This is a genomic window from Viridibacillus sp. FSL E2-0187 (assembly GCF_038006425.1).
Classification (GTDB): Bacteria; Bacillota; Bacilli; order Bacillales_A; family Planococcaceae; genus Viridibacillus; species Viridibacillus arvi.
Window position 1 is genome coordinate 1,575,170 of sequence record NZ_JBBOVG010000001.1, and the last position, 20,260, is coordinate 1,595,429.

Sequence of the window (20,260 nt, forward strand, 5' to 3'; positions counted from 1 at the left end):
TTTTGTCTAACAATGGGGGGAGTTCACTTTAATTCTTAGCTTTCTATTACACTTCTTTTAAAATACCCTTAACTAATCCAACAAATTGTTCTCTAACTTTAGCAGCCACTTCAATTACTTCATCATGAGTTAATGGCTGATCTAAAATTCCGCATGCCATATTTGTCATGCAGGAAATGCCAAGTACTTTCATGTTTCCATGAATAGCTACAATTGCTTCTGGGACTGTTGACATACCAGCAGCATCTGCACCTAATGTACGCATCATTCGGATTTCAGCCGGAGTTTCGTAAGCTGGGCCACTCGACCAAGCATAAACACCTTCTTGTAAACTAAAGTTTTGTTCTTTAGCAACTTTAGAAGCAATATTACGTAGTTCTAGATTATAAACCTGAGAAGTATCAGGGAAACGAGTTCCCAATTCATCATTATTTGGTCCAATTAATGGATTTGTACCTACCAAATTAATATGATCAGTAATTAACATTAAATCTCCAGGGCTAAAACTTGTATTTATAGCTCCTGCAGCATTAGTAACGATTAAATTCTCTACACCTAACGCTTTCATTACACGTACTGGGAAAGTTACTTCAGCTAATGAAAAGCCCTCATAATAATGGAAACGACCTTTCATAGCTACAACTGTCTTTCCTTGTAATTCGCCAATTATTAGTTCGTTTGCATGGCCAATTGCTTCAGACTTTGCAAAGTGAGGAATTTCACTATAAGGAATTTTGACAGATTTTTCAATTTCATCAGCAAGAGTTCCTAAACCTGAGCCCAAAATCAGTCCAATCGTAGGACGATAATCTGTTTTACTCATAATGAAATCTCTAGTTTCTAAAATATCTTGTAATTTGTGCATTAACAATTCCTCCTTAATTGAAAAAAATAAACGTTAATTAATATTAAGTTGTTGATAGTCAAAATGTTAATGAATGCTGTCATTAAAAGAATGTTGCTCTTCATAACATTTAATCAATAGAATATTAATTGATTTTATTGCTAGTGTAAATAGAGTGAAAAAGGTTAACACAAAATGGACAAATTTTATTAGGACTACTCTTTAAATACAGTCGATGTAAGGTATCCAAGTGTTGCATCTTAGTGTGGCCAATCGCTTATTACTTATTCAACTAAAGTATGGTATTGGTGGTTTAATAACAAGATACACTTGATATAATAAACAAATACCCACGAGGAAATCGCTCAAAGAATAAAAAGCTATATTTTAAAAAAAGTATCTAGAGTAATACAGAACTTAGTATTATACCAATTACAATTGCAGAGACTGTTGAAACTAAACCAGGGAGCATAAAGCTATGGTTTAGAATATATTTTCCGATTCGAGTTGTTCCGGTACGGTCAAAGTTAATGGCTGCCACAACTGTCGGATAGTTTGGAATGAAGAAGTAACCATTCACAGCTGGGAACATGGCAATTAATAATGCTGGATTAATACCAAGCGTTACACCAAGAGGCATTAGTGTTCGAACGGTTGCTGCTTGGCTGTATAGTAAAATAGAAAGTACAAATAAAGCAATAGCAAATAACCATGGAGCTGCTGTGACTAGTCCAGAAATCGAACTGTTAATTAGTTCAGCATTACCATTGAAGAATGTGTCACCCATCCACGCGATACCGAAAATAGCTACAACTGCTGATGCTCCTGCTTTAAACACACTACCTGAAACAATTTCGTCAACATTTGCTTTACAAAAAATAATGATTAAAGCAGCAATTGTCAGCATAAGGATTTCAATGGTAACAGGCATAGACATTGGTGTATATACGCCGTCAATATCCCAACCTGGACGTAATTGTTCAAATGAACCTAGAACAACGATTAATACTGCTGCAAGTAAGAATAATACAACGGAAAGTTTTGAAGCACTAGTTGGATGGAATGCTTTTTTATCTTGTTTAATTGAAGCTAAGCCTTCTTCTAAGCGTTTCAAATAAATTGGATCTTCTGGCAGCTCTTTACCTTTTCTACTAACAACAAAAGCAGCTATCATACAACCTATAAAGGTAGAAGGTATAGTGATCATTAAAATATCAAGTAAAGTAATTTGGAAATCAGCTAATAAAGCTAATAATGCTACAGTCGCTGCTGAAATAGGACTAGCTGTAATTGCTTGCTGTGATGCTATTACTGCGATTGACATTGGCCTTTCAGGACGTACACCTGATTCTCGGGATATTTCGGCAATAACTGGTAAAACTGAGTATGCTACGTGTCCAGTTCCTGCACAAAAAGTAAAAACGTAAGTAACGATAGGAGCGATAAATGTAATCCATTTAGGGTTTTTTCTTAATGCTTTCTCCGCAATATGAACGAGATATTCCATACCTCCAGCGGCTTGAAGAGCTCCTGCAGCAGTAATTACAGATAAAATCATCAGCATAACATCAATAGGTGCTGAAGTAGGTTCTAGCCCGAAAAGAAATACAAAGATAGCTAATCCAACACCACCCATTACTCCGAGACCAAGTCCACCTATCCTAGCACCAATAAAGATACAGACTAACAAAATCAAAAATTGCACCCAGAACATATCAGTTTCCTCCAATTACAAATGGTCATTTTATTACGAAAAGTTTTTAATATGTAAACCTTGTTTACATCCTTTGTCGAAAGATTCACAAAAAGACGTTTTATCAATAATAGCCATGAATAGAACATTTAGTTTCATGAATGATATTGTAGGATTCTTTCGTAAATCATTTTTCATACTACGTAATAAACGACAAAAAACGACAAAAAAAGACGTGGTTTATTTTTAAAGACAAAAAATTGTCAAAAACAAAAATGTTTTTTTATAAGAAAAATAAATACATATAAGTAGGAAGATTTTACGCTTCCATTGTGAACATGATAGAGATAAGAATGAATTGGGATTCAAAACGGATGCGTATAAGCCTTTGCACACCGTTTTTTTAGTTTGGTTAAAAATACGTAAACCTATTCCTCAAGTAAAGTGGCAGTTTATTTGAGGAAAAACTATTATAATTTGGATATAGTTATTAGGGAGAAGAATGTGTAAGGTGATGAGAGGGGATTTAATGAATAAAAAAATGATGCTTGAGTCAATGATTACGGGTAGGCCTCTTTTTTCTGATTTTAAATGGAATTTTCTATAATGAAGTTTGACTTATTAAAAGAGAAGGGGAGTTCATATGAAATTAACAAAGACTTTATTGTTTTCATTGGCAATGATTTTATTTGTTATTACAGGGTGTTCTAATGGAAAAGTAGATTTAGAAGAAAAGATAGAAGTTGATAAGCGTATTGGTAATGAAAATGAATATGAAGAATTTAAAGAAATTACTGATAGTAAGCAAGTTCAAAAGGTGAAAGATATATTAGATAAGGTTGATTGGGAAAACGCCAAAGTAGATATGGAACGTCCTGCAGATTACAGATTTGTCTTTCAATTTAAAAGTGATAAAATGTCAGCAAAAGCAGTGTTATATGAAATTTGGATAAGTCCAAATAAAGATAAAGTAGAGGTTGTAAGGGGTGATAATCAGTATGTTCAACTAAACGTGGAGAATTCTACTGATTTATTTGAAATATTAACAGGAGAAAAGCTTTCTGATTTGTGATTGGATAGTACGGATATATATGAAGAAATAGAGAATACATGATTTAAATCACAAATTAGTGGAGGGGTTTTATGGGGGGATAAAGGTAGGTTTATTACAAGCACTGAAAAGAGTTTAGTTTTATTTAAGAGAATCCTTCTATTTATAAAGATTGGAATCGATAATAAAAAGCTCACTTCAACTAACGAGGCGGAGTAACAAAAGAATTTATCAAAGGGTGTGTGGAATTATGGGTTCAAGAATAATGCACTTGGTCATCGCTAATAGAATTGCAGAGTGTCTGTCGATAGAAGATAGAACACCATTTTTACTTGGAGGCATTGCGCCAGATGCTGTTTCAACTAAAGAATTATCACATTTCTTTAAAGGTGAAGTACAAGATTATTCACGAAGTATCGATTATAAGGGTTTTTTACATAAATATCATGCGCAAGCAGAAAGTCATTATATTTTGGGATATTATACACATTTAATCGCTGATGATATATGGCTGAAAGGTTTTTATCTTCCTTGGTTAAAAAACAGAATGGAAGCTAATAAAGAAATACTTAATTTATACCATAATGATTTCCGATTACTAAATGGAAAATTATTAGAGTATTATGGTTTTACAGACGAATTGAGAAAAATGCTTAGTAATTTTCCTACAATATTTGATTTGCAAGAAGTTAAGTCCAAAGATGTTGAAAAATTCATTCCTTATGTATTGGATGATATGGAGTACGATAAGGAAGTGATAAATGAAAAACTTAATGTATTTACGTTTGATCAGATAGTGGGTTATATAGAGACATCAGTTGATAAGGGGTTATTGAATATAAAACCTTTACTTACTTAATCTATTGTAAAATTTGAATATTCTACTCAAATGGGCGTTTCTACAATATGTGGAAACGTTTTTTTTACTAAATGTTTAAGTTAGTCGTAAAATGGACACGACTTTAATGTGCTAATTTCTACTTGGAGGTGATATTAAATGGCTTTTCAATCTAAAAATATTTTCATAAATATACCAGTGAAAGATCTGAACAAATCCTTCAAGTTTTTTCAAGAGTTAGGTTTTGATTTCAACCCACAATTCAGTGATGAGAGCACAGCCTCTATGATCATTAGTGACAATATCTTCGCATTGCTAATGGTTGAAGAACGTTTCAAAGGGTTTACCAAGAAGGAAATTACGGATACTTCTACTTCTGCAGAAGTGATTTTCTGTTTATCTGCTGAAAATCGAGATCAAGTGGACGAGTTGGTAAAGAAGGCACTGGCATCTGGTGCTAAGCCTTATAGTGAGCCGCAAGATCACGGATTTATGTATATATGGGGTTTTCAGGACTTAGACGGTCATATCTGGGAAATAGCTTATATGGATGAAAGTGCAATAAATCAGGGATAAACTTTTCGGTTTAATGTTATCTAATAAAAGTTTAATTTTCGAAGTGATGATGCCTTATCAGGTATCATCTTTTTTTTACCTTAATACGGGGGTAATAGGTCATCATATTATTTTAAAAAGAGGGTAATTACGAATGAGCAAAAAGAGTTATTCAACATAGGCTTGTACTGTAATAACTATATCAATCATATATTAAAATAGATAATTAATTTCTGGATATTCAAGTAATTCGCTTAATAAAATATAAAATTAAACAGGAGGTTTTATTATGTCAGTAATGTTGCAAATTAAGTTTGATTTAGACACTAACAAGCAGGGTGAACTATTTCCAATTGAAGGTGCAAAAAAATTAGTTGAGTTACCAGGTTTAAAATGGAAAGTGTGGACAGTGGATGAAGAAAGTGGCGAAGGATCAGGTTTATATTTATACGCCACTCGAAGAGATGCTGAAATCAGAGCAAAAAAAGCTATTCCACATCTTACATCTATGAATGGGGTTAGTAATGTTACAACTCAAATTTTTGAAATCTTAGAAGAGCATTCAGAGATTACACGAGCGCCACTGGATGTAGCAGCAAATCCAAGTTATGGAGAGGAATATTAAATAGAATTGTATAAATTAATAGATCTTCTTTAAAACTATAATACTAAGTTTTTTATCATAGATTAAGTTGGGTTTTGAATAACAGCAGTAAATTATACAAATACGAAATATTTTCCACCAATTCATGTGAAATGCTTTCTGTTATTAGGAGAATCTTAAAATAGGAAGTTGTATATTACGTCCTTCTTTAATATTGCAAATAAAGTAGAAATAGTAACAGGTGCTGCGCGAGGAAATATAAGGAGATATTTAATCATTCTAATTCATAGTAAGTGTAATTAGAGAGCCCATATTTGATGAAGATTTTATAATCTAATAAAAATTAGAAAACCGTTCAAGAATTTGAACGGTTTTTTTAATAAATATGAACATTTGAAAGCCGGTTATAGAAATTGTTTCTGTTCTATATGGCATCAAAAAGGGAAATAGATGTACCTAAAAGTGTACTATCATAGCGGTTATAGTAATACAAACTATGGTAGAGGACGGCCATTAATGCTGCTAAATTGGCATCATCTTCTTTTAAAAGAGTGATGTTTACAATGTCTAACTCATCCGAACTCCTAGAGTCTAGAAGCTTCACTTTAGCAAATTCTTCATTATTTTTAAATAAACGTACTTCTAATGAATAGTGTTGAAGAAATACGTATGTATCTGAATTATCTTGCCAAGTATATTTACTTTCGATTAATTGCTCACGGATTCTTTTCAGAACTATTTTTTGAAGCGGTGTTGTTAACATGTAGTCTAATTTAAATTTTAAAGCACTTATACTATAGATGTTTTTTTCATTTCTATCCACTGCTTCAAAGCAATAATTAAGAGAAAGACTAAATAAATTATTTACAATACGAGTCGATATTCTTGGTTTTCGCTTTTTTATGTAACAATGAACGTTACCATTTTCATCAGTAAGTGGTAATCTATCTTGCATCGACATTTGTTTAGGAATTTCATATGAATACGTGTACAATATTATTCCTCCTAGATAGGTTTAACTATATTTGTTATTTTACAATAAATTTTCAGTAATGTTTAATTTTATTTTTTTGGTAATTATGAATAGGAACTTTTAAGATTTTAATCGTCAAACGTACTATTAAATTGTATAAAAGTGTCATTTAATTGATTGTAAAAAGGAATTAAGGGATAATTATGGGGATATCTAGAAAAAGGAGGATGTAATGAAAAAATTATTAATCCTATTCTTTGTATAGCTTTGGTAGGATGCATTCAAAAAAGTGAATCTACAAATACGATAACCCCAGTATTTATAACTGATGACGTGACACCTTTAAAACTTGAGACGGTAACACCAAATGAAGAACAATTTAAAGTGGCATGGAACTTGGATATGATGGATGGAGGAAAACACGAATATGAGACATCAGAGAATAGCGATTTGGTGATAGAACCGAATTACTCATCGTTACAAAGGGGCGATGTTATTTATTTTAATATGCCTGAATCAGAATTAACTAAAAACCCTCAATTGCCTCGTAGTTATTTAGGTCGTGTTGTTGGTTTATCAGGGGAAACAATCGAAATACAAAATGGTCAAGTTTGTATTGATGATAAAGTTCTTGATACTTTTTATGGAAAAGCGTTAATACGTAGAATGGACGAAACATCTTATTTCAAAAATGTAGATGTATCTAATATTGAAAATGAACAAACTACTCGAGACTATTTCAATTTAAATATGGAACCTGTTGTAGTAGAGGGAAATACAGTATATGTTCTTGTTGACCAATGGTGGCGAGGTATTGACAGTAAGGACTTTGGATTATTACCTCAGAAAGAAATACAAGGTAAAGTAATCGGTTATTCGAAATAATTCGAAGCACAAACTAGTCTTTTATTATATCAATTGGAGATGATCTTGTTGAATACTCAGTCAAATATGAATGCAGTCGTAGTTTATAACTTTAATATTATATCAGATAAGGTTTTTGAAGCTTGGCTAGACCCTGAAAAAGTGAAGGAATGGATGTTTCCAAAAGGGGATATTCAACGTGTAGAAATTGACGGAAGGGTGGGAGGCTCTTTCTCATTTGTTGATCTAAGAGAAGGCAAAGAGATTGACCACCGTGGAGAGTATTTAGAAATTGATCGACCGAAACGACTAGTATTTACTTGGGGTATTCCAAAAGAATCACCGGATTCAGCTCGTGTTAACATTGACATAGTATCGACTAAGACAGGCTGTGAACTCACTTTAACTCACGAATTACATCCTGAATGGTCAGACTTTGCACCACAAACGGAGCAAGCATGGCGAAATATGCTAGAAGCTATGGATGAAGTGTTAACTTAACGAATAAAATAACTTTGAATGAGAAATAAAAAAAGAACTAGTGACCAATATAAAAGACCCCAGCCATTTGTTCGTTTCCGAATTAAAGACGGGGGTCTTCGATATGAGGGATATATTCTATTATAAAATTAAGAAACAGCTTTCAACCCAGCTACTCCAATAACTATCGCAATAATACTAATAACACGTGCTACGTTTTTGGATTCTCCAAATAGAATCATATTAATCAAAACAGCGCCCACTGTACCGATACCAATCCATACAGCGTAGGCGATACTTAATTGTAAATAGTTAAACGAAGTATAGAGGAGGGCAAATGATAAGCCGAAACCTCCAACGTAAAGAATCAAATTTCGAATTGTTTTATTCTGACTGTAAAGCTTTAAACCGATAACGCCTACAATTTCCGACATTGCAGCTAAAAATACAAATATCCAACCCATCGTTAATGCACTCCTTTCAAATCATTTTCATCATTCGTATGATTATCAGCTAATTTTAATCCAATAACGCCCGCAACAAGAATCACCATGAAAATTCCTTTTGCTAAGCTAAATTCTCCACCAAATATAAATACATCCATTAATGTCGTTCCAACTGTACCTATCCCTGCGAAAATAGCATAGACAGTGCCGGTTGGTAAGTTCTCACAAGCTTTAGATAAGAAGTGGAAATCTACCGCAATAATTACTAGTATAATAGCCCAATGCCACCAAGTACTTGCGGTATTAAAGCCGAATACCCAAATCAATTCAAATAAACAAGTTAAAGCAACATACATCCAATCTTTTGTCATATTTATCATTCCTTTCGTAATCAATATAAGCAAACTTACTCTTTGTCAGTATAAAATGACTGACTATCAGTCATTTTTTGAGCGCAAAAGCTTCATAATTTAAATACGAAGCCCTAATGCATGATGTAAGAAATTTAGTAGTTCTTGTTTCTGAATTGTTGCATTTTCTTCATCAAAATCATCATATAAATAGATTTGTTCAGCTGCAGATTCAATCAGACCAATAACCAACTTCGAGGATCGTTCAGTATTTAGTGAGTCGCGTATATCTCCGGCATTTTGAGCTTGTTTTAAGAAGTTGTTCATCCATTCATAAAAAGGTGCATAAATAGTCTCCCATTCTTTCAAATGCTCAGTTTGAGTAATTCCAGCATAAACTAGTGCAAAGACGTCACGATACTCTTTTGTTAAATAGAAAACAGCATCGACAATTTGCTCTAATTTGTCTTCAATCGACGCATTATCTTGAAAGCGGTGGTTCACTTCTGACATAATTTTCTCTACCATTATAGTTGCAATTGCCGGCATCACGGATAGTTTGGATGGAAAGTATAAATAAAAAGTACCTTGAGCTATTCCAGCAGATTTTACAATATCGGATACTTTTGTTTTTTCAACACCTTTTTCACGGAAAACATCGATAGCAGCAAGAATAATCTTTTCTTCTTTTGACATTTTATATTCCTCATTTCATGACTGACTGTCATTCATTTTATAGAATAGATGTTAATTTGTCAAAAAAATCGATTTAGAATAAGAGAAATGGGAGAGTATTTTCACTGCTTAAATCCGATTAATTACATTGTAGAAACGTGATTCTTGTAAATATTTGCTCTGAAATTAAATCGGGAGAGGGTGTTCATGAGGAGAAAATATCAAGTTATCTTTAGTTGTACATGCTGATATAAACTGTTTTCCGTTTTCCAATTAATGTACAATATAGATTATAAAGGAGTTGTAATGCATGAAAAAACTAACAAGATACCTTTATTTTATCATCTATATATTAAGTACAGTCTTAACAATAGGCGCTTTTATTTTTGCCAACTTAACAGCAATTGCTCCTACTAATAATGGTGGAGGAAATGGTAATATCGGTTTATTTCCATTCTTTTTTTTATTTCCATTTATTATTGTTTTCATCGGTATGTCTATCAGTTATATGCATGAATTTATGTATAGCAACTTGCAGAAGGGGACTATTCGAATGACTGTAGCAGGTAGCTTATTGGGAATAATCTTGATTGTAAGTATCACTCTAATAAGAGCAATTCAATTAAAATCCCTTCTTGCCGAAGTAAACCCAATATATCATGAAGAAACGAAAATTCCTTTACTTAGCATCTATTCCAACGCAGTCTTCTTTAACTTTTTTACCTTTACATTATTAATACTTCTTTGTTTGTTTATTAGTGGAATGATGGCATATAAAGATAAACAGAAAAGTAATGTATCAGAATAATTATTCGGAAGAATTCCATCAAGCAACTTAATCATTACGGAACTTTGTATTTAAAACAAATACATAATATATCTTAACCAGATTTTTTTTGTAAAGTTTTCGAAGGAGGGGATCAACTAAATGCGGAGAAACATAAAAATTTGGATTAGTTTTGGAATAGCATTATTGCTAGGGTTCCCTTTTAAATGGATTTTTTACAAAGGGGATGATGATGGTATAAGTATTTTTACAATTTTAGATTATGGAATTAATAACTTATTTTTTGCTTTATCAACATTGGCGTTAAATACACTTATTCTATTTGGACTCATAAGTTTATTAGAAAAGGTACGGAATTCTATTTCAATTAAATCAAAATCATAATTAAAGTAGAACCGTTGAAAGTTAAGCAGGCTTCAACGGTCTTTCATTAATAAAACTTATGATACTTTGAAAACAATTTAGAGTGTTCTAACTAAGATTGTTGGTTGATAAAAAATGCAATTATTTCTTCACTTTAGAAATAGTCATCCCATCACCAATTGGCATAAGAATAGATTCTAATTGAGGATGATTAGCCACTGTTTCATTGAATTTCTTCATTAGTTCGGTATAGCGTTTAGGTTGAACTTCTTGATCTGCTACACTACCTTGAGCTAGTACATTATCTGCAACTATTATAGCTCCTGAATCCGCAAGTTGAATGCAATATTCTAAGTAACTTTCATAGTTTTCTTTGTCAGCATCGATAAAGAAAAAATCAAATCGCTTATTATCATCAACTAGTATTTGTAGACTTTGTAATGCTGGCCCAGTTAAATACGATACTTGATCTCCAAACCCTGCTTTAGATAGATTGTTGTTTGCTAACTCTGCGTATTTTTCTTCTAATTCAAGAGAAGTTAATTTTCCTTCTTTCCCGAATCCACTAGCAAGGCAAATACCGCTATAACCTCCTAGTGCACCTATTTCAAGTGCATTTTTAGCACCTGAAATTGATATAAGCATAGTTAAAAGTTTCCCTGAAGAAGGAGATACAGATATAGAGGGCATGCCATTTTCTTCAATGGACGAAATGACTTCATCCAAATGAGTATTATGATTTTGAAACACTGAATCGATATAATTATTAATTTGTTTCATTAGGTTCAAATCCTCCTTCATCAATAGATACTGACTCTTTAATATCTAACTCCAAATTTTCTGTGTGTTCATCATTGTTTCGGATATCCATTGCTTCATTCTCCTGTATTTCAAACAATTGAATAAATTCGTTGATTACCATATCAATGGCTTTTAATTCACCGACTAAAATTGGATGAATAGATTGAAACTCAGGTTTATTTAATTGCTGCTTAATAGTGGAACGCTTAAGATTCATTCTCTCTAAAAAAGCAATTGCTCTACCTCGACGAAATGTTTTTGGTCCACGTTCGCCAGAACCACCTCTCCCTTTATGACGCTCGCCTCGATGATGACCCTCTTTCTTTAAATCCTTAAATTTTCCATCTCTCATTAAAACTCCTCCTTCTTTTTTGTATACAAACGTATACAAAAGGTTATAATATTGATTGTATACATTTGTATACGTTTCGTCAAATTCCAATTCGAAAGAATAGATATTAATTGGTATATTGTTTTTTTATTTGTTATTAATTGAAGAAGTTATAGGGGAATTACTGATAAAAAATAGAATTACACTTTTTAAGGAAAAATATGTTAAAGTTGTATTTGGATTTTATTAACATAAAAAGTTCAATGATGAAATAACATAGGGGGTAGGAATATGGATATTTCAAATTTACAAATAGAGACTGAAAGATTGATTTTACGTCCTTATAAAAAAGAGGATTATCTCAATTGGTATACACAGTTTGATAATCGATTGCCTTCGCAATACAAATATGATGATGGTAAACCGTTAAATATGTCTACTTTTACTGAAGATTGGTATATCGACTGGATAAATGGATTTGATCAATCAGCAATGAAGGATGAAATGTATATCCTCGGGATTTTCCGTAAAGAAGATGGCGTGAATGTTGGGAAAGTGGAGCTAATAACGATACTGAGGATGGATTATCAATGGGCGATGATGGGTTATTCTATTCATAATCAGTTTTGGAAAAAGGGGTACGGAATAGAAAGTGTCAAGGCTTCAACTGAATTGTTTTTCTCGACTTTAGATTTCCATAGAATTGAATTACATATTAATATAGATAACAATCCTTCCAAAAAATTGGCGGAAAGAGCAGGGTATCTCTTTGAATGCGAGAGAAAAGAGTTTTCTTATGAGGATGACAAATGGACGGACTTTCTAATCTATTATAAAAATCGTAGTTATTGAAAAATCAATACTCATAACAAAGTGAACAAAAAAAACAACGGCAGATATATTAGCCGTTGTTTTTTCGTTTAATTTGTCTTTCTTTGCTGGACTAGAAATATAGCTAAACCAATTAAGATAACGATAATACCTACTGCTTGCTCAATGGATATGACTTCTCCCAAAATGAAGTAAGCAAGAATACAAGTACCAATCGTTTCTCCTAAAATACTCATTGAGATAACAGAAGTGCTAATCCATTTGATCAGCCAATTGAAAATCGTCTGTCCTAAAATTGTAGCCACAAATGCTAGACCTAATAAAGCCCACCATGTAGTTGAAGAGTAGTTAGTAAATGATTCATTCAGACAAAGTGCATAGATGGCCAAAAAGATTGCGCTACTCCCATAACCTATAACTGAATACGGAATAAGAGATAACTCTTTCCGAACAGATTGTCCAATAAAGAAATAGCCTGTAATAATACCTGCTGCGATAAAGGCTAAAATATCTCCGTATAGTGCGTCGCCGCTTATTTGTAAGTCCTGCCAACCGATAATCACACTACCTAAAATCGCTACAAAGCAGCCAATGATAGCGCCTTTAGAAAAGCGTTCTTTAAATAGAAAATAACCTCCAACCATAGAAAATAGAGGTTGTAACGTTACGATTACTGTCGAACTAGCAACAGATGTGTATTCTAAAGATTCAAACCATAAAACATAATGAAAGGCTAAAAATAGGCCAGAAAGTATCCCTAACCCCCATTGCTTTTTAGTTAAACCAACAAGTTCTAATCGGTAACTCTTATTCCCGATTAAAAAAGGTAACAATATGAGCATCGCAAACAATAAGCGATAAAATGCAGTAATAGCTGGTGGGGCATCTGCTATTTTTACAAAAATAGCAGAAGTTGATAGCGCAAATACAGCAAAGAAGAGCGCTAGGTATGAAAAAAGTGAGGATCGCATGATGTTTACTCCTGTCTAGTTGTTTAAAATCTTGAACAAAGCCTAATATATTGTACATCATATTAGAGAGAATATTATACTTATAAAGTACTTTTTTTTGGTATTTTATTATATAAGTTCAAAAGAAGGGAAAGCACAGTGATTTCATCGTTAAGCGTTCTTGAATTACTTGCAAATACTATACATAAAACAACTTCAGGATAATTTTGAATTAAAGTATAACTAATCAAAAAAGGTGACCCATGATATTCATACACTGGGTCACCTTATTTTAGTTTATTTTTACATGTTTATTATTATAAACAAAAACCTCTAGTCTTTTGAGTTCATCTTTATAAAATGAATTTGTTAATGACTTCTTGATTTCTAATTCTATTTCTTCTCCTCGATTAATATTCAATAAATTGGTTCTTTGTATAGAGGTGTTTATTTCTACAAGTAGCTTAGTATCTTTATCTCTAATACGTATACTTTCAATTTCAATATATTCCTTAGCTTTAAGGTCTTCTTGAAATGTCGTAGTTAGTGTATCATTTCTTTCTAATGCCAATTTATGTGGATCTGGTGAATCTAAGATCAGCTTATAAACATCGATTGAATAATTTTTAAACAATATTTGTTGTGATGATTCATGAACGATTTTCTTAATACTTTTTTTAGTTTTGTTAATATACTGCTGGCTAGCATTTACTCCTATAGAAATTTTATTTTCTTTGGAATCAAAACCGAGGGTTGTTATTTTGAAATTTTGTTCCTTTAGTTTGGGGCTTAATTTTTGTAATAAAATGCTGAAGTTATCATTTAAAATTTTTTCAGGATTTGGCTCAGATTCCATGGCAAATGCGATCTTAGTATTTGGATCTTCATGGTGTGACCAAGCTCTACCAGATAGTAAACATAAGATAATGCCAATTGAGGTTATAGTTTTATTCAAAATTAATATCTCCTTCCACAAATTTTAAATGTCTCTTTTTCGTTACTAGTGCCAAAAGTTTTTAAATCCAATATAGTATGTTCTATTGAGAATAAATAATGAAAACAAAATTACTCGGAATAAAAAAAGAAATATATAATTACAGGGAAAAGTCATTTTTGTCTATTGTGAAATATCAAATTTAGGTGTTAGGACATAATATATCTTATTTTACAAATAAGTGAGATGAATCAATTTAACTATTATATTTAAATTTATGGGAATTTTAACCTGTTTTATTATTAAACGTACTAAAAAATGGCTCCTTTATGTTAAGATTTGTGAATGTGGATATTTATAGAAAATAAATATCTGTCTTAAAAATGAAGGAAGTGGGGATTTTATGAAAAAAAGTGGAAGTAAACTAAAAAAAGGTATGGTCATGTCAATGATCGTAGCCGGTACCCTTATGTTAAGTTCGATGGGAGTCGGAGCAGAAACTCAAGCTGCAACAAATAAAACACAGCAAATAACTAAATCTGCAGCTGTTACTCAAGTAGCTGCGACGGTTTCGAAAAAAGGAGTACTAACCTACCCTAAGAAATTCAGCATGAAAAAGGTAACAAGTGAATTAAAACCAGAAGCTGCAAAACTTATAAAAATCTACGGTAATTCTCTTAATACGGGGAAAACTACATCTTTCAATTCGTATGTTAATAAACATGTAGTTGAGCACGGAAAAAACGACTTTTTCCTTGGTCACAAATATACTAATGACAATTATAGTAGAAAAATAAAAGGCATGCGAAAAGTCAATTCCAAGAAAATATTATCTACTTATTCTAAAGCTCTAAACAAAGTCTCAACTTCCAAGGTAGAAGTTTATGATACTTATAAAGGAAAGGGATTTGCTACATTTACTTATCAATATCGACCAAAAGAATTTGATGCTTTTGGGTCTATCGCAATAAAATTTAGTTTTACTCAATTAAAAAATGGTAAATATGTGTTGGAATATCTTTATTATCTTTAATAAGACACTGGAATAATATAAGCCGGTAATTCATTACAGTCTGCGGAGCCTGATTGCTCATAGTTGCAATTGAAAAGTTTATTAATAAAAGCATTCATAATGTCGATTTTTCAAGAAAATAGATCTGTTGGTTTTTAGAAGGACCTAAACTTCCATTGAAATAATGTACACTACTACGTAATTTTAGTAGTGTACATTATTCTTTTGAATAGAAATAATCAAAAAAATAAAGCAATATAGTGATTATGTTTTAATTAGTTTTAATGAAAAAAGTCGGTGCAGAATCGACATTTTTTAACCACCGATATTCTTGACCACTTCGCCAGTCTTTTACCCATACATCTCCCAGATTTTTATTCTCATTCATTCGATACCAAGTGATATTTGTTCCAACAACTTGTGGTGAAATATCTAATTCATTTTTCTTAGGGAAAGTAATTTGCTTTTGTTCTCCTGATTTCAAATTAATAACGTATAGAGTTGTATACATGGTGGGAACTGGTCCCTCATTCCACTCCTTGTTTTCTTTTGAACGAGCAACAATCACTTCATCTGGAGAAAGCCATTCCAAATCAAGGTCAACATATCCTTTAGGTGTGTATTCCTTTCGTTTGTAAAAGGTAGGAATGTCAATAACGGTTGTATTCTTGTTTTCAACGTAAAATCTTCCTTCACCAGATATGAAAGCTATTTGACTTTTTATAGGAGCCCATTTTATCCAGTTTTCATTTATAAGCATCTTTCCTAGCACTTGAAAATGGTCACCTGCTGATGATAGTACACTTAGTGTATTGCTATCAGCAGACCATGAAGCAGTGGCTGTTGCTAAAAAACTAACCCACTTCCCGTCGGCACTCCATTTAAAATATTCGGCATCAATAGCAAATAAGTCCGTTGTATTTGTTTGAATGGTGTAAAAAGGAGTAATTTTATTAGTATTGAGATTGGCATTTACGGGGACTTTAAAAAGATGAACTGGTTCCCATCCTGTAGGAAGTAAATTTGATTGAGATGAAACGATAAACTCTTTTCCATTTGGAAACCATTCAAAATCACTAACTCCTAATGAAACATTATCAAAATCTTGTGGCCGGCCATTCTTAGTTTTTGTAACATTTAAGACGCCTCCATCTTTGAAAGCTAGTTGATTTGAAATTGGTGACCATTTAAAATTGTTTGATTCAATTGTTGGATATGGCTGGTAGCTGTCCTTTTCCTTTGTATCATAAATATACAAATATGTTTTATCACCATCTTTATCACCAACTACGTAGGCAATAAACCGACCATCTTTTGACCACTTAGGAGAGTAAACATACTTATTGTTTGTTAGTCGGGTTTCTTTTTCTCCCTCTTTCATCCAGAGCTGATGATTTCGTATAAAGGCAGCTTTAAATGATGTTTCAGCGGAAACACTTATAGAAAAATTAAAACTAATTAATAATATTAATAATAAAAGTCTAATTGCCATTAATTGCACCTCCTCTAAATAGGATGTCCTTGTTAATGACAAAAATTCGATTATCAAACATAACAGTATCTGGTATCGTTCGACGAGTAATTCTCGTCGTAAATGTTACTCTAATTGGTATTGCCTTTTTTCTAGAGCTATTCATATCGATGTGCTAAAACAATAAACTTATAAATGAATTAAAATCCGCTATATGCAAAATAGAAGCAGAACTAAAAGATAATCTTTAGTTCTGCTTTTATAGTTTATGGAACACGGGGCGTCCTTGAAGATATATGCGCAAAATCTAAATAAATAATCCCATCACTAATGTATTGTAGTAAACGCCATTAATGAAATTGTCTTTTTTTAGGAGTCCTTCTTTTTCAAAACCGAGCTTTTCGTATAATTCAATGGCGAAAGTATTATCTTCTCTCGTTACAAGACTAATTTTTTTAGTTACCCCATTTGAAGTTGCCCAATTAATCAGTTCTTCCATCAATTTTCTACCTAAGCCTTGCCCAACCAACTGTTCACTCACAACAATTCCTAATGTTCCTACATGTTTCGTTCTATCTTTTTGGCTAGAATTAATAGATGCTATGCCTATTATTTCATCTTTTAAAGTTGCTATTAATATTATAGAGTTTTGTTCCAGCGATGTAGAATCTATAAACTTTGTATACTCCTCCACATCTCTATTAAATTCATTTTTTCCGAATGAAAGAAAATCCGTTTCTCCACCTACCACATTGTAGAAATTAATCATTTGCTGCGCATCATTTTTTGTAGCTTCTTTTATCGTTACTTCATTTCCATTTTTCAAACGAACGTTCATGATAACTATCAACTTCTTTCTATTTAGATAAAATCAAAAGATTGGTTTTGTTTATTAAAATTCAATAAGACTACTTATTGGAAATTCCGATAATTTTCTTCTTAGTCAATAACAGATTAGCAAATCTTCTAAAATCGTTCAACTTTAGTTTATTGTTTCATTATTTAGAAATTTTAATTTGAACCGTAGGAGTGTCTTTTAATTAATTTATACTAGTTTGACGATGGATATGAGAGATTAAAATAATTATCCTCACTTATACTTTTTTCGTACATATTCATATTATTCAAATGATCGAATCCTTTAAAACATCATGATATTCGTTATTCTTCTTCAGTTCATCTTCAGTTCATGAACATGATGTATTATCCGTTTATGAACATTTTGAGAAAGAAATCTGCAGGAGAACTTCTTGGTGTGAGATGGAGTAACATGCAAAATCATCCCTAATTAGGAAGGTATTCTACTACTTAAGTTCTTCGGAAAAATGCAAAACGAAAGTTATGGTAATGCGAAGAAGGAGGAATTACAATGAGTTTTCAAAATAAAAAGGAAGCAACGGCAAATAGTGAATGGGCTATTGAAGCACGAGGGCTAGTCAAAAATTTTGGTGACAATCGTGCAGTTGATGGTGTAAATCTGAACGTCCGTGCCGGTACTATCTACGGTGTACTTGGACCAAATGGGGCAGGGAAGACTACCACAATCAGAATGTTGGCGACTCTTTTGAAAGCTGACGAAGGTTCGACACGCATTTTCGGGTACGATGTAGCGAAGGATCCACATATCGTACGTCAATTGATAGGGGTAACTGGTCAATATGCTTCAGTAGATGAGTCACTCAGCGCTACGGAGAATCTAATTATATTCTCAAGATTATTAGGGCTGAGTCGTGCGGAGTCTCGAAATAAGGCAGCGGAATTGTTGGAGGAATTTGGTTTAACTGAAGCCGCGAAACGTCCGTTGAAAAACTTCTCTGGAGGTATGCGTCGAAGACTGGATTTAGCGGCAAGTCTAATTGCTCAACCACCACTGATTTTCTTGGATGAACCGACTACAGGGTTAGACCCCCGAACACGAAACCAGATGTGGGATACTATTCGTCGATTAGTAAAAACTGGTTCAACTGTACTGTTAACAACGCAGTATTTGCAAGAAGCAGATGAACTAGCAGATCGTATTGCTGTTATTGATCATGGCCGAGTTGTAGCAGAGGGGACAGTTAATGAACTAAAAGCTTCAGTTGGAACTTCATCATTACATTTGAGCATTCAAAATCCGAGGGACATACAGGACGCTCGTCAAACCATTGAACAAGTGCTTAAAGTTCAGACATCAATTTCTTCGGAAGTCGGGAAGATAATGGCCCCAATGACGGATGCTGACAAAGTCACAGATCTACTAATTTCTCTTCGTCAAAAAGGAATCAGACTAGATGAGATGAGTGTACAGAAACCAACACTAGACGAGGTCTTTTTGACCATCACCGGTCATGGTGCTGAGGATGCTGCTTCTAAGTCATCCAATGAATCCGATAAAGTGGAGGAGGGAAGAATATGAGAAGTTCTTCTATAAAGCAGGTTGCAGGACGGCAACTACGAAAAAAAACGAGCTTTAAACAATCAATAAGTAATTCGTTAACAATGGCTTATCGTGGTGTATTGAAGATTCGACGTACGCCAGAGCAGTTGTTTGACGTTACGCTCCAACCGATCATTTTTACTCTGATGTTCACTTACATTTTTGGAGGAGCTATCTCGGGGAACGTTCAAAACTACTTGCCTGTTATTATTCCAGGTATTCTAGTACAGACAGTAATTACAACTTCAATCGTTACGGGTGTGCAACTACGGGAGGATATGGATAAGGGCGTTTTTGATAGATTCAAGTCACTACCTATCGCGCGAATTGCACCATTGGCGGGAGCCTTGTTGGCTGACACAATCCGCTATACAATTGCAACGGTACTCACTTTTACAATGGGTTATATCATGGGGTATCGACCAGAGGGAGGGCTAAGTCACGTTGTTTTAGCTGCGCTTTTAGTCATTGTTTGTGCCTGGGCAATTAGCTGGATCTTTGCCTTCTTCGGTGTTATTGCACGAACTGCTTCAAGCGTACAGGGTATCTCAATGATCGTGCTATTTCCTCTAACGTTTCTTTCAAACGCTTTTGTGCCCGCGGATACATTGCCTAACTGGCTACAATGGTTTGTGAAAATTAACCCGATCTCGCATTTAGTTACCGCTGTTCGAGATCTTGCAAACGCTGGCACAGTAGGTTGGGACCTAATATCTTCCCTAATAGGAGCAGCTGTCATTGTGGCAATCTTTGCACCAATTACAGTCCGTGCATATATGCGTCGGACATAAGATATGAATAGATGATGGGTTGGTTAAGGGGTATTCGTAGCGGGATTATAGAGTAGCGCTACTGGGGATGATTAGCGCTACTCAGAAGAGAAATAGCGCTACTGGAGATGTGATTAGCGCTACTCAGAAGAGAAATAGCGCTACTGGGGATGATTAGCGCTACTCAGAAGAGAAATAGCGTTACTGGAGGTGTGATT

At 33.3% G+C, this 20,260-nt stretch carries 25 protein-coding genes; 13 read left to right on the top strand and 12 right to left on the bottom strand.

Features of this window, described 5'->3' with window-relative positions:
- Window positions 1-46 precede the first annotated feature (46 nt).
- Window positions 47-865, bottom strand: coding sequence for a purine-nucleoside phosphorylase (locus MHH85_RS07515; protein ID WP_340706514.1), 819 nt, complete (start codon window positions 863-865; stop codon window positions 47-49).
- 379 nt (window positions 866-1,244) lie between these two features.
- Window positions 1,245-2,558, bottom strand: coding sequence for an anaerobic C4-dicarboxylate transporter (locus tag MHH85_RS07520; protein WP_340706515.1), 1,314 nt, complete (start codon window positions 2,556-2,558; stop codon window positions 1,245-1,247).
- Window positions 2,559-3,180: 622 nt separating this feature from the next.
- On the opposite strand from MHH85_RS07520, the gene MHH85_RS07525 reads away from it, so the two are divergent.
- The 4 genes from MHH85_RS07525 (at window position 3,181) to MHH85_RS07540 (ending at window position 5,606) form a co-directional block, all read left to right on the top strand.
- On the top strand, window positions 3,181-3,609 hold the full coding sequence (locus MHH85_RS07525) for a hypothetical protein (RefSeq protein WP_340706516.1): 429 nt from the start codon (window positions 3,181-3,183) through the stop codon (window positions 3,607-3,609).
- Window positions 3,610-3,838: 229 nt separating this feature from the next.
- Window positions 3,839-4,447, top strand: coding sequence for a hydrolase (locus MHH85_RS07530; protein ID WP_340706517.1), 609 nt, complete (start codon window positions 3,839-3,841; stop codon window positions 4,445-4,447).
- A 138-nt stretch (window positions 4,448-4,585) separates the two neighbouring features.
- Complete coding sequence (locus tag MHH85_RS07535) at window positions 4,586-5,002, top strand: VOC family protein (protein ID WP_340706518.1); 417 nt, start codon at window positions 4,586-4,588, stop codon at window positions 5,000-5,002.
- 268 nt (window positions 5,003-5,270) lie between these two features.
- Window positions 5,271-5,606: a YdhR family protein gene (locus MHH85_RS07540; protein WP_340706519.1), complete on the top strand. Its 336-nt coding sequence runs from the start codon at window positions 5,271-5,273 to the stop codon at window positions 5,604-5,606.
- 403 nt (window positions 5,607-6,009) lie between these two features.
- On the opposite strand, the gene MHH85_RS07545 is transcribed toward MHH85_RS07540, so the two are convergent.
- Window positions 6,010-6,579 carry a tubby C-terminal domain-like protein gene (locus MHH85_RS07545; protein WP_340706520.1) on the bottom strand — a complete coding sequence of 190 codons (570 nt, stop codon included), beginning with the start codon at window positions 6,577-6,579 and terminating at the stop codon, window positions 6,010-6,012.
- A 381-nt stretch (window positions 6,580-6,960) separates the two neighbouring features.
- On the opposite strand from MHH85_RS07545, the gene lepB reads away from it, so the two are divergent.
- Together lepB and MHH85_RS07555 are read left to right on the top strand one after the other, a co-directional pair.
- On the top strand, window positions 6,961-7,443 hold the full coding sequence (gene lepB / locus MHH85_RS07550; RefSeq protein WP_340708141.1) for a signal peptidase I: 483 nt from the start codon (window positions 6,961-6,963) through the stop codon (window positions 7,441-7,443).
- Window positions 7,444-7,491: 48 nt separating this feature from the next.
- Window positions 7,492-7,923 carry an SRPBCC family protein gene (locus MHH85_RS07555; protein ID WP_340706521.1) on the top strand — a complete coding sequence of 144 codons (432 nt, stop codon included), beginning with the start codon at window positions 7,492-7,494 and terminating at the stop codon, window positions 7,921-7,923.
- Between the two features lie 128 nt (window positions 7,924-8,051).
- Here the strand turns inward: MHH85_RS07555 and MHH85_RS07560 are convergent, their stop codons facing one another.
- From MHH85_RS07560 to MHH85_RS07570, 3 genes are all read right to left on the bottom strand, one after another.
- Window positions 8,052-8,366 carry a DMT family transporter gene (locus MHH85_RS07560; RefSeq protein WP_193739936.1) on the bottom strand — a complete coding sequence of 105 codons (315 nt, stop codon included), beginning with the start codon at window positions 8,364-8,366 and terminating at the stop codon, window positions 8,052-8,054.
- Window positions 8,367-8,368: 2 nt separating this feature from the next.
- On the bottom strand, window positions 8,369-8,719 hold the full coding sequence (locus tag MHH85_RS07565) for a DMT family transporter (RefSeq protein WP_340706522.1): 351 nt from the start codon (window positions 8,717-8,719) through the stop codon (window positions 8,369-8,371).
- A 99-nt stretch (window positions 8,720-8,818) separates the two neighbouring features.
- Entirely contained in the window at window positions 8,819-9,394 is a 576-nt protein-coding gene (locus MHH85_RS07570) for a TetR family transcriptional regulator (protein ID WP_193739934.1), read from the bottom strand.
- Between the two features lie 289 nt (window positions 9,395-9,683).
- Here MHH85_RS07570 and MHH85_RS07575 point away from each other — a divergent pair, with 289 nt between their 5' ends.
- Window positions 9,684-10,181: a hypothetical protein gene (locus tag MHH85_RS07575; protein ID WP_340706523.1), complete on the top strand. Its 498-nt coding sequence runs from the start codon at window positions 9,684-9,686 to the stop codon at window positions 10,179-10,181.
- Window positions 10,182-10,301: 120 nt separating this feature from the next.
- A complete protein-coding gene (locus MHH85_RS07580) occupies window positions 10,302-10,544 on the top strand; it encodes a hypothetical protein (protein WP_340706524.1) in 243 nt (80 codons plus the stop codon).
- Between the two features lie 120 nt (window positions 10,545-10,664).
- Here the strand turns inward: MHH85_RS07580 and MHH85_RS07585 are convergent, their stop codons facing one another.
- Together MHH85_RS07585 and MHH85_RS07590 are read right to left on the bottom strand one after the other, a co-directional pair.
- Entirely contained in the window at window positions 10,665-11,303 is a 639-nt protein-coding gene (locus MHH85_RS07585) for an O-methyltransferase (RefSeq protein ID WP_340706525.1), read from the bottom strand.
- On the bottom strand, window positions 11,290-11,676 hold the full coding sequence (locus MHH85_RS07590; protein WP_340706526.1) for a hypothetical protein: 387 nt from the start codon (window positions 11,674-11,676) through the stop codon (window positions 11,290-11,292). Before MHH85_RS07590 ends, MHH85_RS07585 begins: the two co-directional genes overlap by 14 nt.
- A gap of 270 nt (window positions 11,677-11,946) precedes the next feature.
- Here MHH85_RS07590 and MHH85_RS07595 point away from each other — a divergent pair, with 270 nt between their 5' ends.
- Window positions 11,947-12,507 carry a GNAT family N-acetyltransferase gene (locus MHH85_RS07595; RefSeq protein WP_340706527.1) on the top strand — a complete coding sequence of 187 codons (561 nt, stop codon included), beginning with the start codon at window positions 11,947-11,949 and terminating at the stop codon, window positions 12,505-12,507.
- 68 nt (window positions 12,508-12,575) lie between these two features.
- Here MHH85_RS07595 and MHH85_RS07600 read toward each other — a convergent pair whose 3' ends face one another.
- Both MHH85_RS07600 and MHH85_RS07605 read right to left on the bottom strand, forming a co-directional pair.
- On the bottom strand, window positions 12,576-13,457 hold the full coding sequence (locus tag MHH85_RS07600) for a DMT family transporter (protein WP_340706528.1): 882 nt from the start codon (window positions 13,455-13,457) through the stop codon (window positions 12,576-12,578).
- Between the two features lie 271 nt (window positions 13,458-13,728).
- Window positions 13,729-14,391: a hypothetical protein gene (locus tag MHH85_RS07605; RefSeq protein ID WP_340706529.1), complete on the bottom strand. Its 663-nt coding sequence runs from the start codon at window positions 14,389-14,391 to the stop codon at window positions 13,729-13,731.
- A gap of 382 nt (window positions 14,392-14,773) precedes the next feature.
- On the opposite strand from MHH85_RS07605, the gene MHH85_RS07610 reads away from it, so the two are divergent.
- Window positions 14,774-15,403 (top strand): hypothetical protein, encoded by a 630-nt coding sequence (locus MHH85_RS07610; RefSeq protein ID WP_340706530.1) that lies wholly within the window; start codon window positions 14,774-14,776, stop codon window positions 15,401-15,403.
- A gap of 250 nt (window positions 15,404-15,653) precedes the next feature.
- Here the strand turns inward: MHH85_RS07610 and MHH85_RS07615 are convergent, their stop codons facing one another.
- On the bottom strand, window positions 15,654-16,874 hold the full coding sequence (locus MHH85_RS07615) for a translocation protein TolB (RefSeq protein ID WP_340706531.1): 1,221 nt from the start codon (window positions 16,872-16,874) through the stop codon (window positions 15,654-15,656).
- Between the two features lie 35 nt (window positions 16,875-16,909).
- Here MHH85_RS07615 and MHH85_RS07620 point away from each other — a divergent pair, with 35 nt between their 5' ends.
- A complete protein-coding gene (locus MHH85_RS07620) occupies window positions 16,910-17,032 on the top strand; it encodes a hypothetical protein (protein ID WP_340706532.1) in 123 nt (40 codons plus the stop codon).
- A 128-nt stretch (window positions 17,033-17,160) separates the two neighbouring features.
- On the opposite strand, the gene MHH85_RS07625 is transcribed toward MHH85_RS07620, so the two are convergent.
- Complete coding sequence (locus MHH85_RS07625; RefSeq protein ID WP_340706533.1) at window positions 17,161-17,691, bottom strand: GNAT family N-acetyltransferase; 531 nt, start codon at window positions 17,689-17,691, stop codon at window positions 17,161-17,163.
- Between the two features lie 531 nt (window positions 17,692-18,222).
- Between MHH85_RS07625 and MHH85_RS07630 the strand changes: the two genes are divergently transcribed.
- Both MHH85_RS07630 and MHH85_RS07635 read left to right on the top strand, forming a co-directional pair.
- A complete protein-coding gene (locus MHH85_RS07630) occupies window positions 18,223-19,251 on the top strand; it encodes an ATP-binding cassette domain-containing protein (RefSeq protein WP_340706534.1) in 1,029 nt (342 codons plus the stop codon).
- Window positions 19,248-20,063 (top strand): ABC transporter permease, encoded by an 816-nt coding sequence (locus tag MHH85_RS07635; protein ID WP_340706535.1) that lies wholly within the window; start codon window positions 19,248-19,250, stop codon window positions 20,061-20,063. The genes MHH85_RS07630 and MHH85_RS07635 overlap by 4 nt, the downstream gene beginning before the upstream one ends.
- Window positions 20,064-20,260: the final 197 nt, after the last annotated feature.

What these genes read in the sequence shown, in the direction of transcription:
- MHH85_RS07565 (WP_340706522.1), bottom strand. Translation starts at nt 8,719, where the DNA reads ATGACAAAAGATTGGATGTATGTTGCTTTAACTTGTTTATTTGAATTG.
- MHH85_RS07635 (WP_340706535.1), top strand. Translation starts at nt 19,248, where the DNA reads ATGAGAAGTTCTTCTATAAAGCAGGTTGCAGGACGGCAACTACGAAAA.
- MHH85_RS07595 (WP_340706527.1), top strand. Translation starts at nt 11,947, where the DNA reads ATGGATATTTCAAATTTACAAATAGAGACTGAAAGATTGATTTTACGT.
- MHH85_RS07570 (WP_193739934.1), bottom strand. Translation starts at nt 9,394, where the DNA reads ATGTCAAAAGAAGAAAAGATTATTCTTGCTGCTATCGATGTTTTCCGT.
- MHH85_RS07535 (WP_340706518.1), top strand. Translation starts at nt 4,586, where the DNA reads ATGGCTTTTCAATCTAAAAATATTTTCATAAATATACCAGTGAAAGAT.
- MHH85_RS07530 (WP_340706517.1), top strand. Translation starts at nt 3,839, where the DNA reads ATGGGTTCAAGAATAATGCACTTGGTCATCGCTAATAGAATTGCAGAG.
- MHH85_RS07610 (WP_340706530.1), top strand. Translation starts at nt 14,774, where the DNA reads ATGAAAAAAAGTGGAAGTAAACTAAAAAAAGGTATGGTCATGTCAATG.
- MHH85_RS07540 (WP_340706519.1), top strand. Translation starts at nt 5,271, where the DNA reads ATGTCAGTAATGTTGCAAATTAAGTTTGATTTAGACACTAACAAGCAG.
- MHH85_RS07520 (WP_340706515.1), bottom strand. Translation starts at nt 2,558, where the DNA reads ATGTTCTGGGTGCAATTTTTGATTTTGTTAGTCTGTATCTTTATTGGT.
- MHH85_RS07575 (WP_340706523.1), top strand. Translation starts at nt 9,684, where the DNA reads ATGAAAAAACTAACAAGATACCTTTATTTTATCATCTATATATTAAGT.
- MHH85_RS07615 (WP_340706531.1), bottom strand. Translation starts at nt 16,874, where the DNA reads ATGGCAATTAGACTTTTATTATTAATATTATTAATTAGTTTTAATTTT.
- MHH85_RS07560 (WP_193739936.1), bottom strand. Translation starts at nt 8,366, where the DNA reads ATGGGTTGGATATTTGTATTTTTAGCTGCAATGTCGGAAATTGTAGGC.
- MHH85_RS07525 (WP_340706516.1), top strand. Translation starts at nt 3,181, where the DNA reads ATGAAATTAACAAAGACTTTATTGTTTTCATTGGCAATGATTTTATTT.
- MHH85_RS07585 (WP_340706525.1), bottom strand. Translation starts at nt 11,303, where the DNA reads ATGAAACAAATTAATAATTATATCGATTCAGTGTTTCAAAATCATAAT.
- MHH85_RS07515 (WP_340706514.1), bottom strand. Translation starts at nt 865, where the DNA reads ATGCACAAATTACAAGATATTTTAGAAACTAGAGATTTCATTATGAGT.
- MHH85_RS07580 (WP_340706524.1), top strand. Translation starts at nt 10,302, where the DNA reads ATGCGGAGAAACATAAAAATTTGGATTAGTTTTGGAATAGCATTATTG.
- MHH85_RS07620 (WP_340706532.1), top strand. Translation starts at nt 16,910, where the DNA reads ATGACAAAAATTCGATTATCAAACATAACAGTATCTGGTATCGTTCGA.
- MHH85_RS07630 (WP_340706534.1), top strand. Translation starts at nt 18,223, where the DNA reads ATGAGTTTTCAAAATAAAAAGGAAGCAACGGCAAATAGTGAATGGGCT.
- MHH85_RS07600 (WP_340706528.1), bottom strand. Translation starts at nt 13,457, where the DNA reads ATGCGATCCTCACTTTTTTCATACCTAGCGCTCTTCTTTGCTGTATTT.
- lepB (WP_340708141.1), top strand. Translation starts at nt 6,961, where the DNA reads ATGATGGATGGAGGAAAACACGAATATGAGACATCAGAGAATAGCGAT.
- MHH85_RS07625 (WP_340706533.1), bottom strand. Translation starts at nt 17,691, where the DNA reads ATGAACGTTCGTTTGAAAAATGGAAATGAAGTAACGATAAAAGAAGCT.
- MHH85_RS07590 (WP_340706526.1), bottom strand. Translation starts at nt 11,676, where the DNA reads ATGAGAGATGGAAAATTTAAGGATTTAAAGAAAGAGGGTCATCATCGA.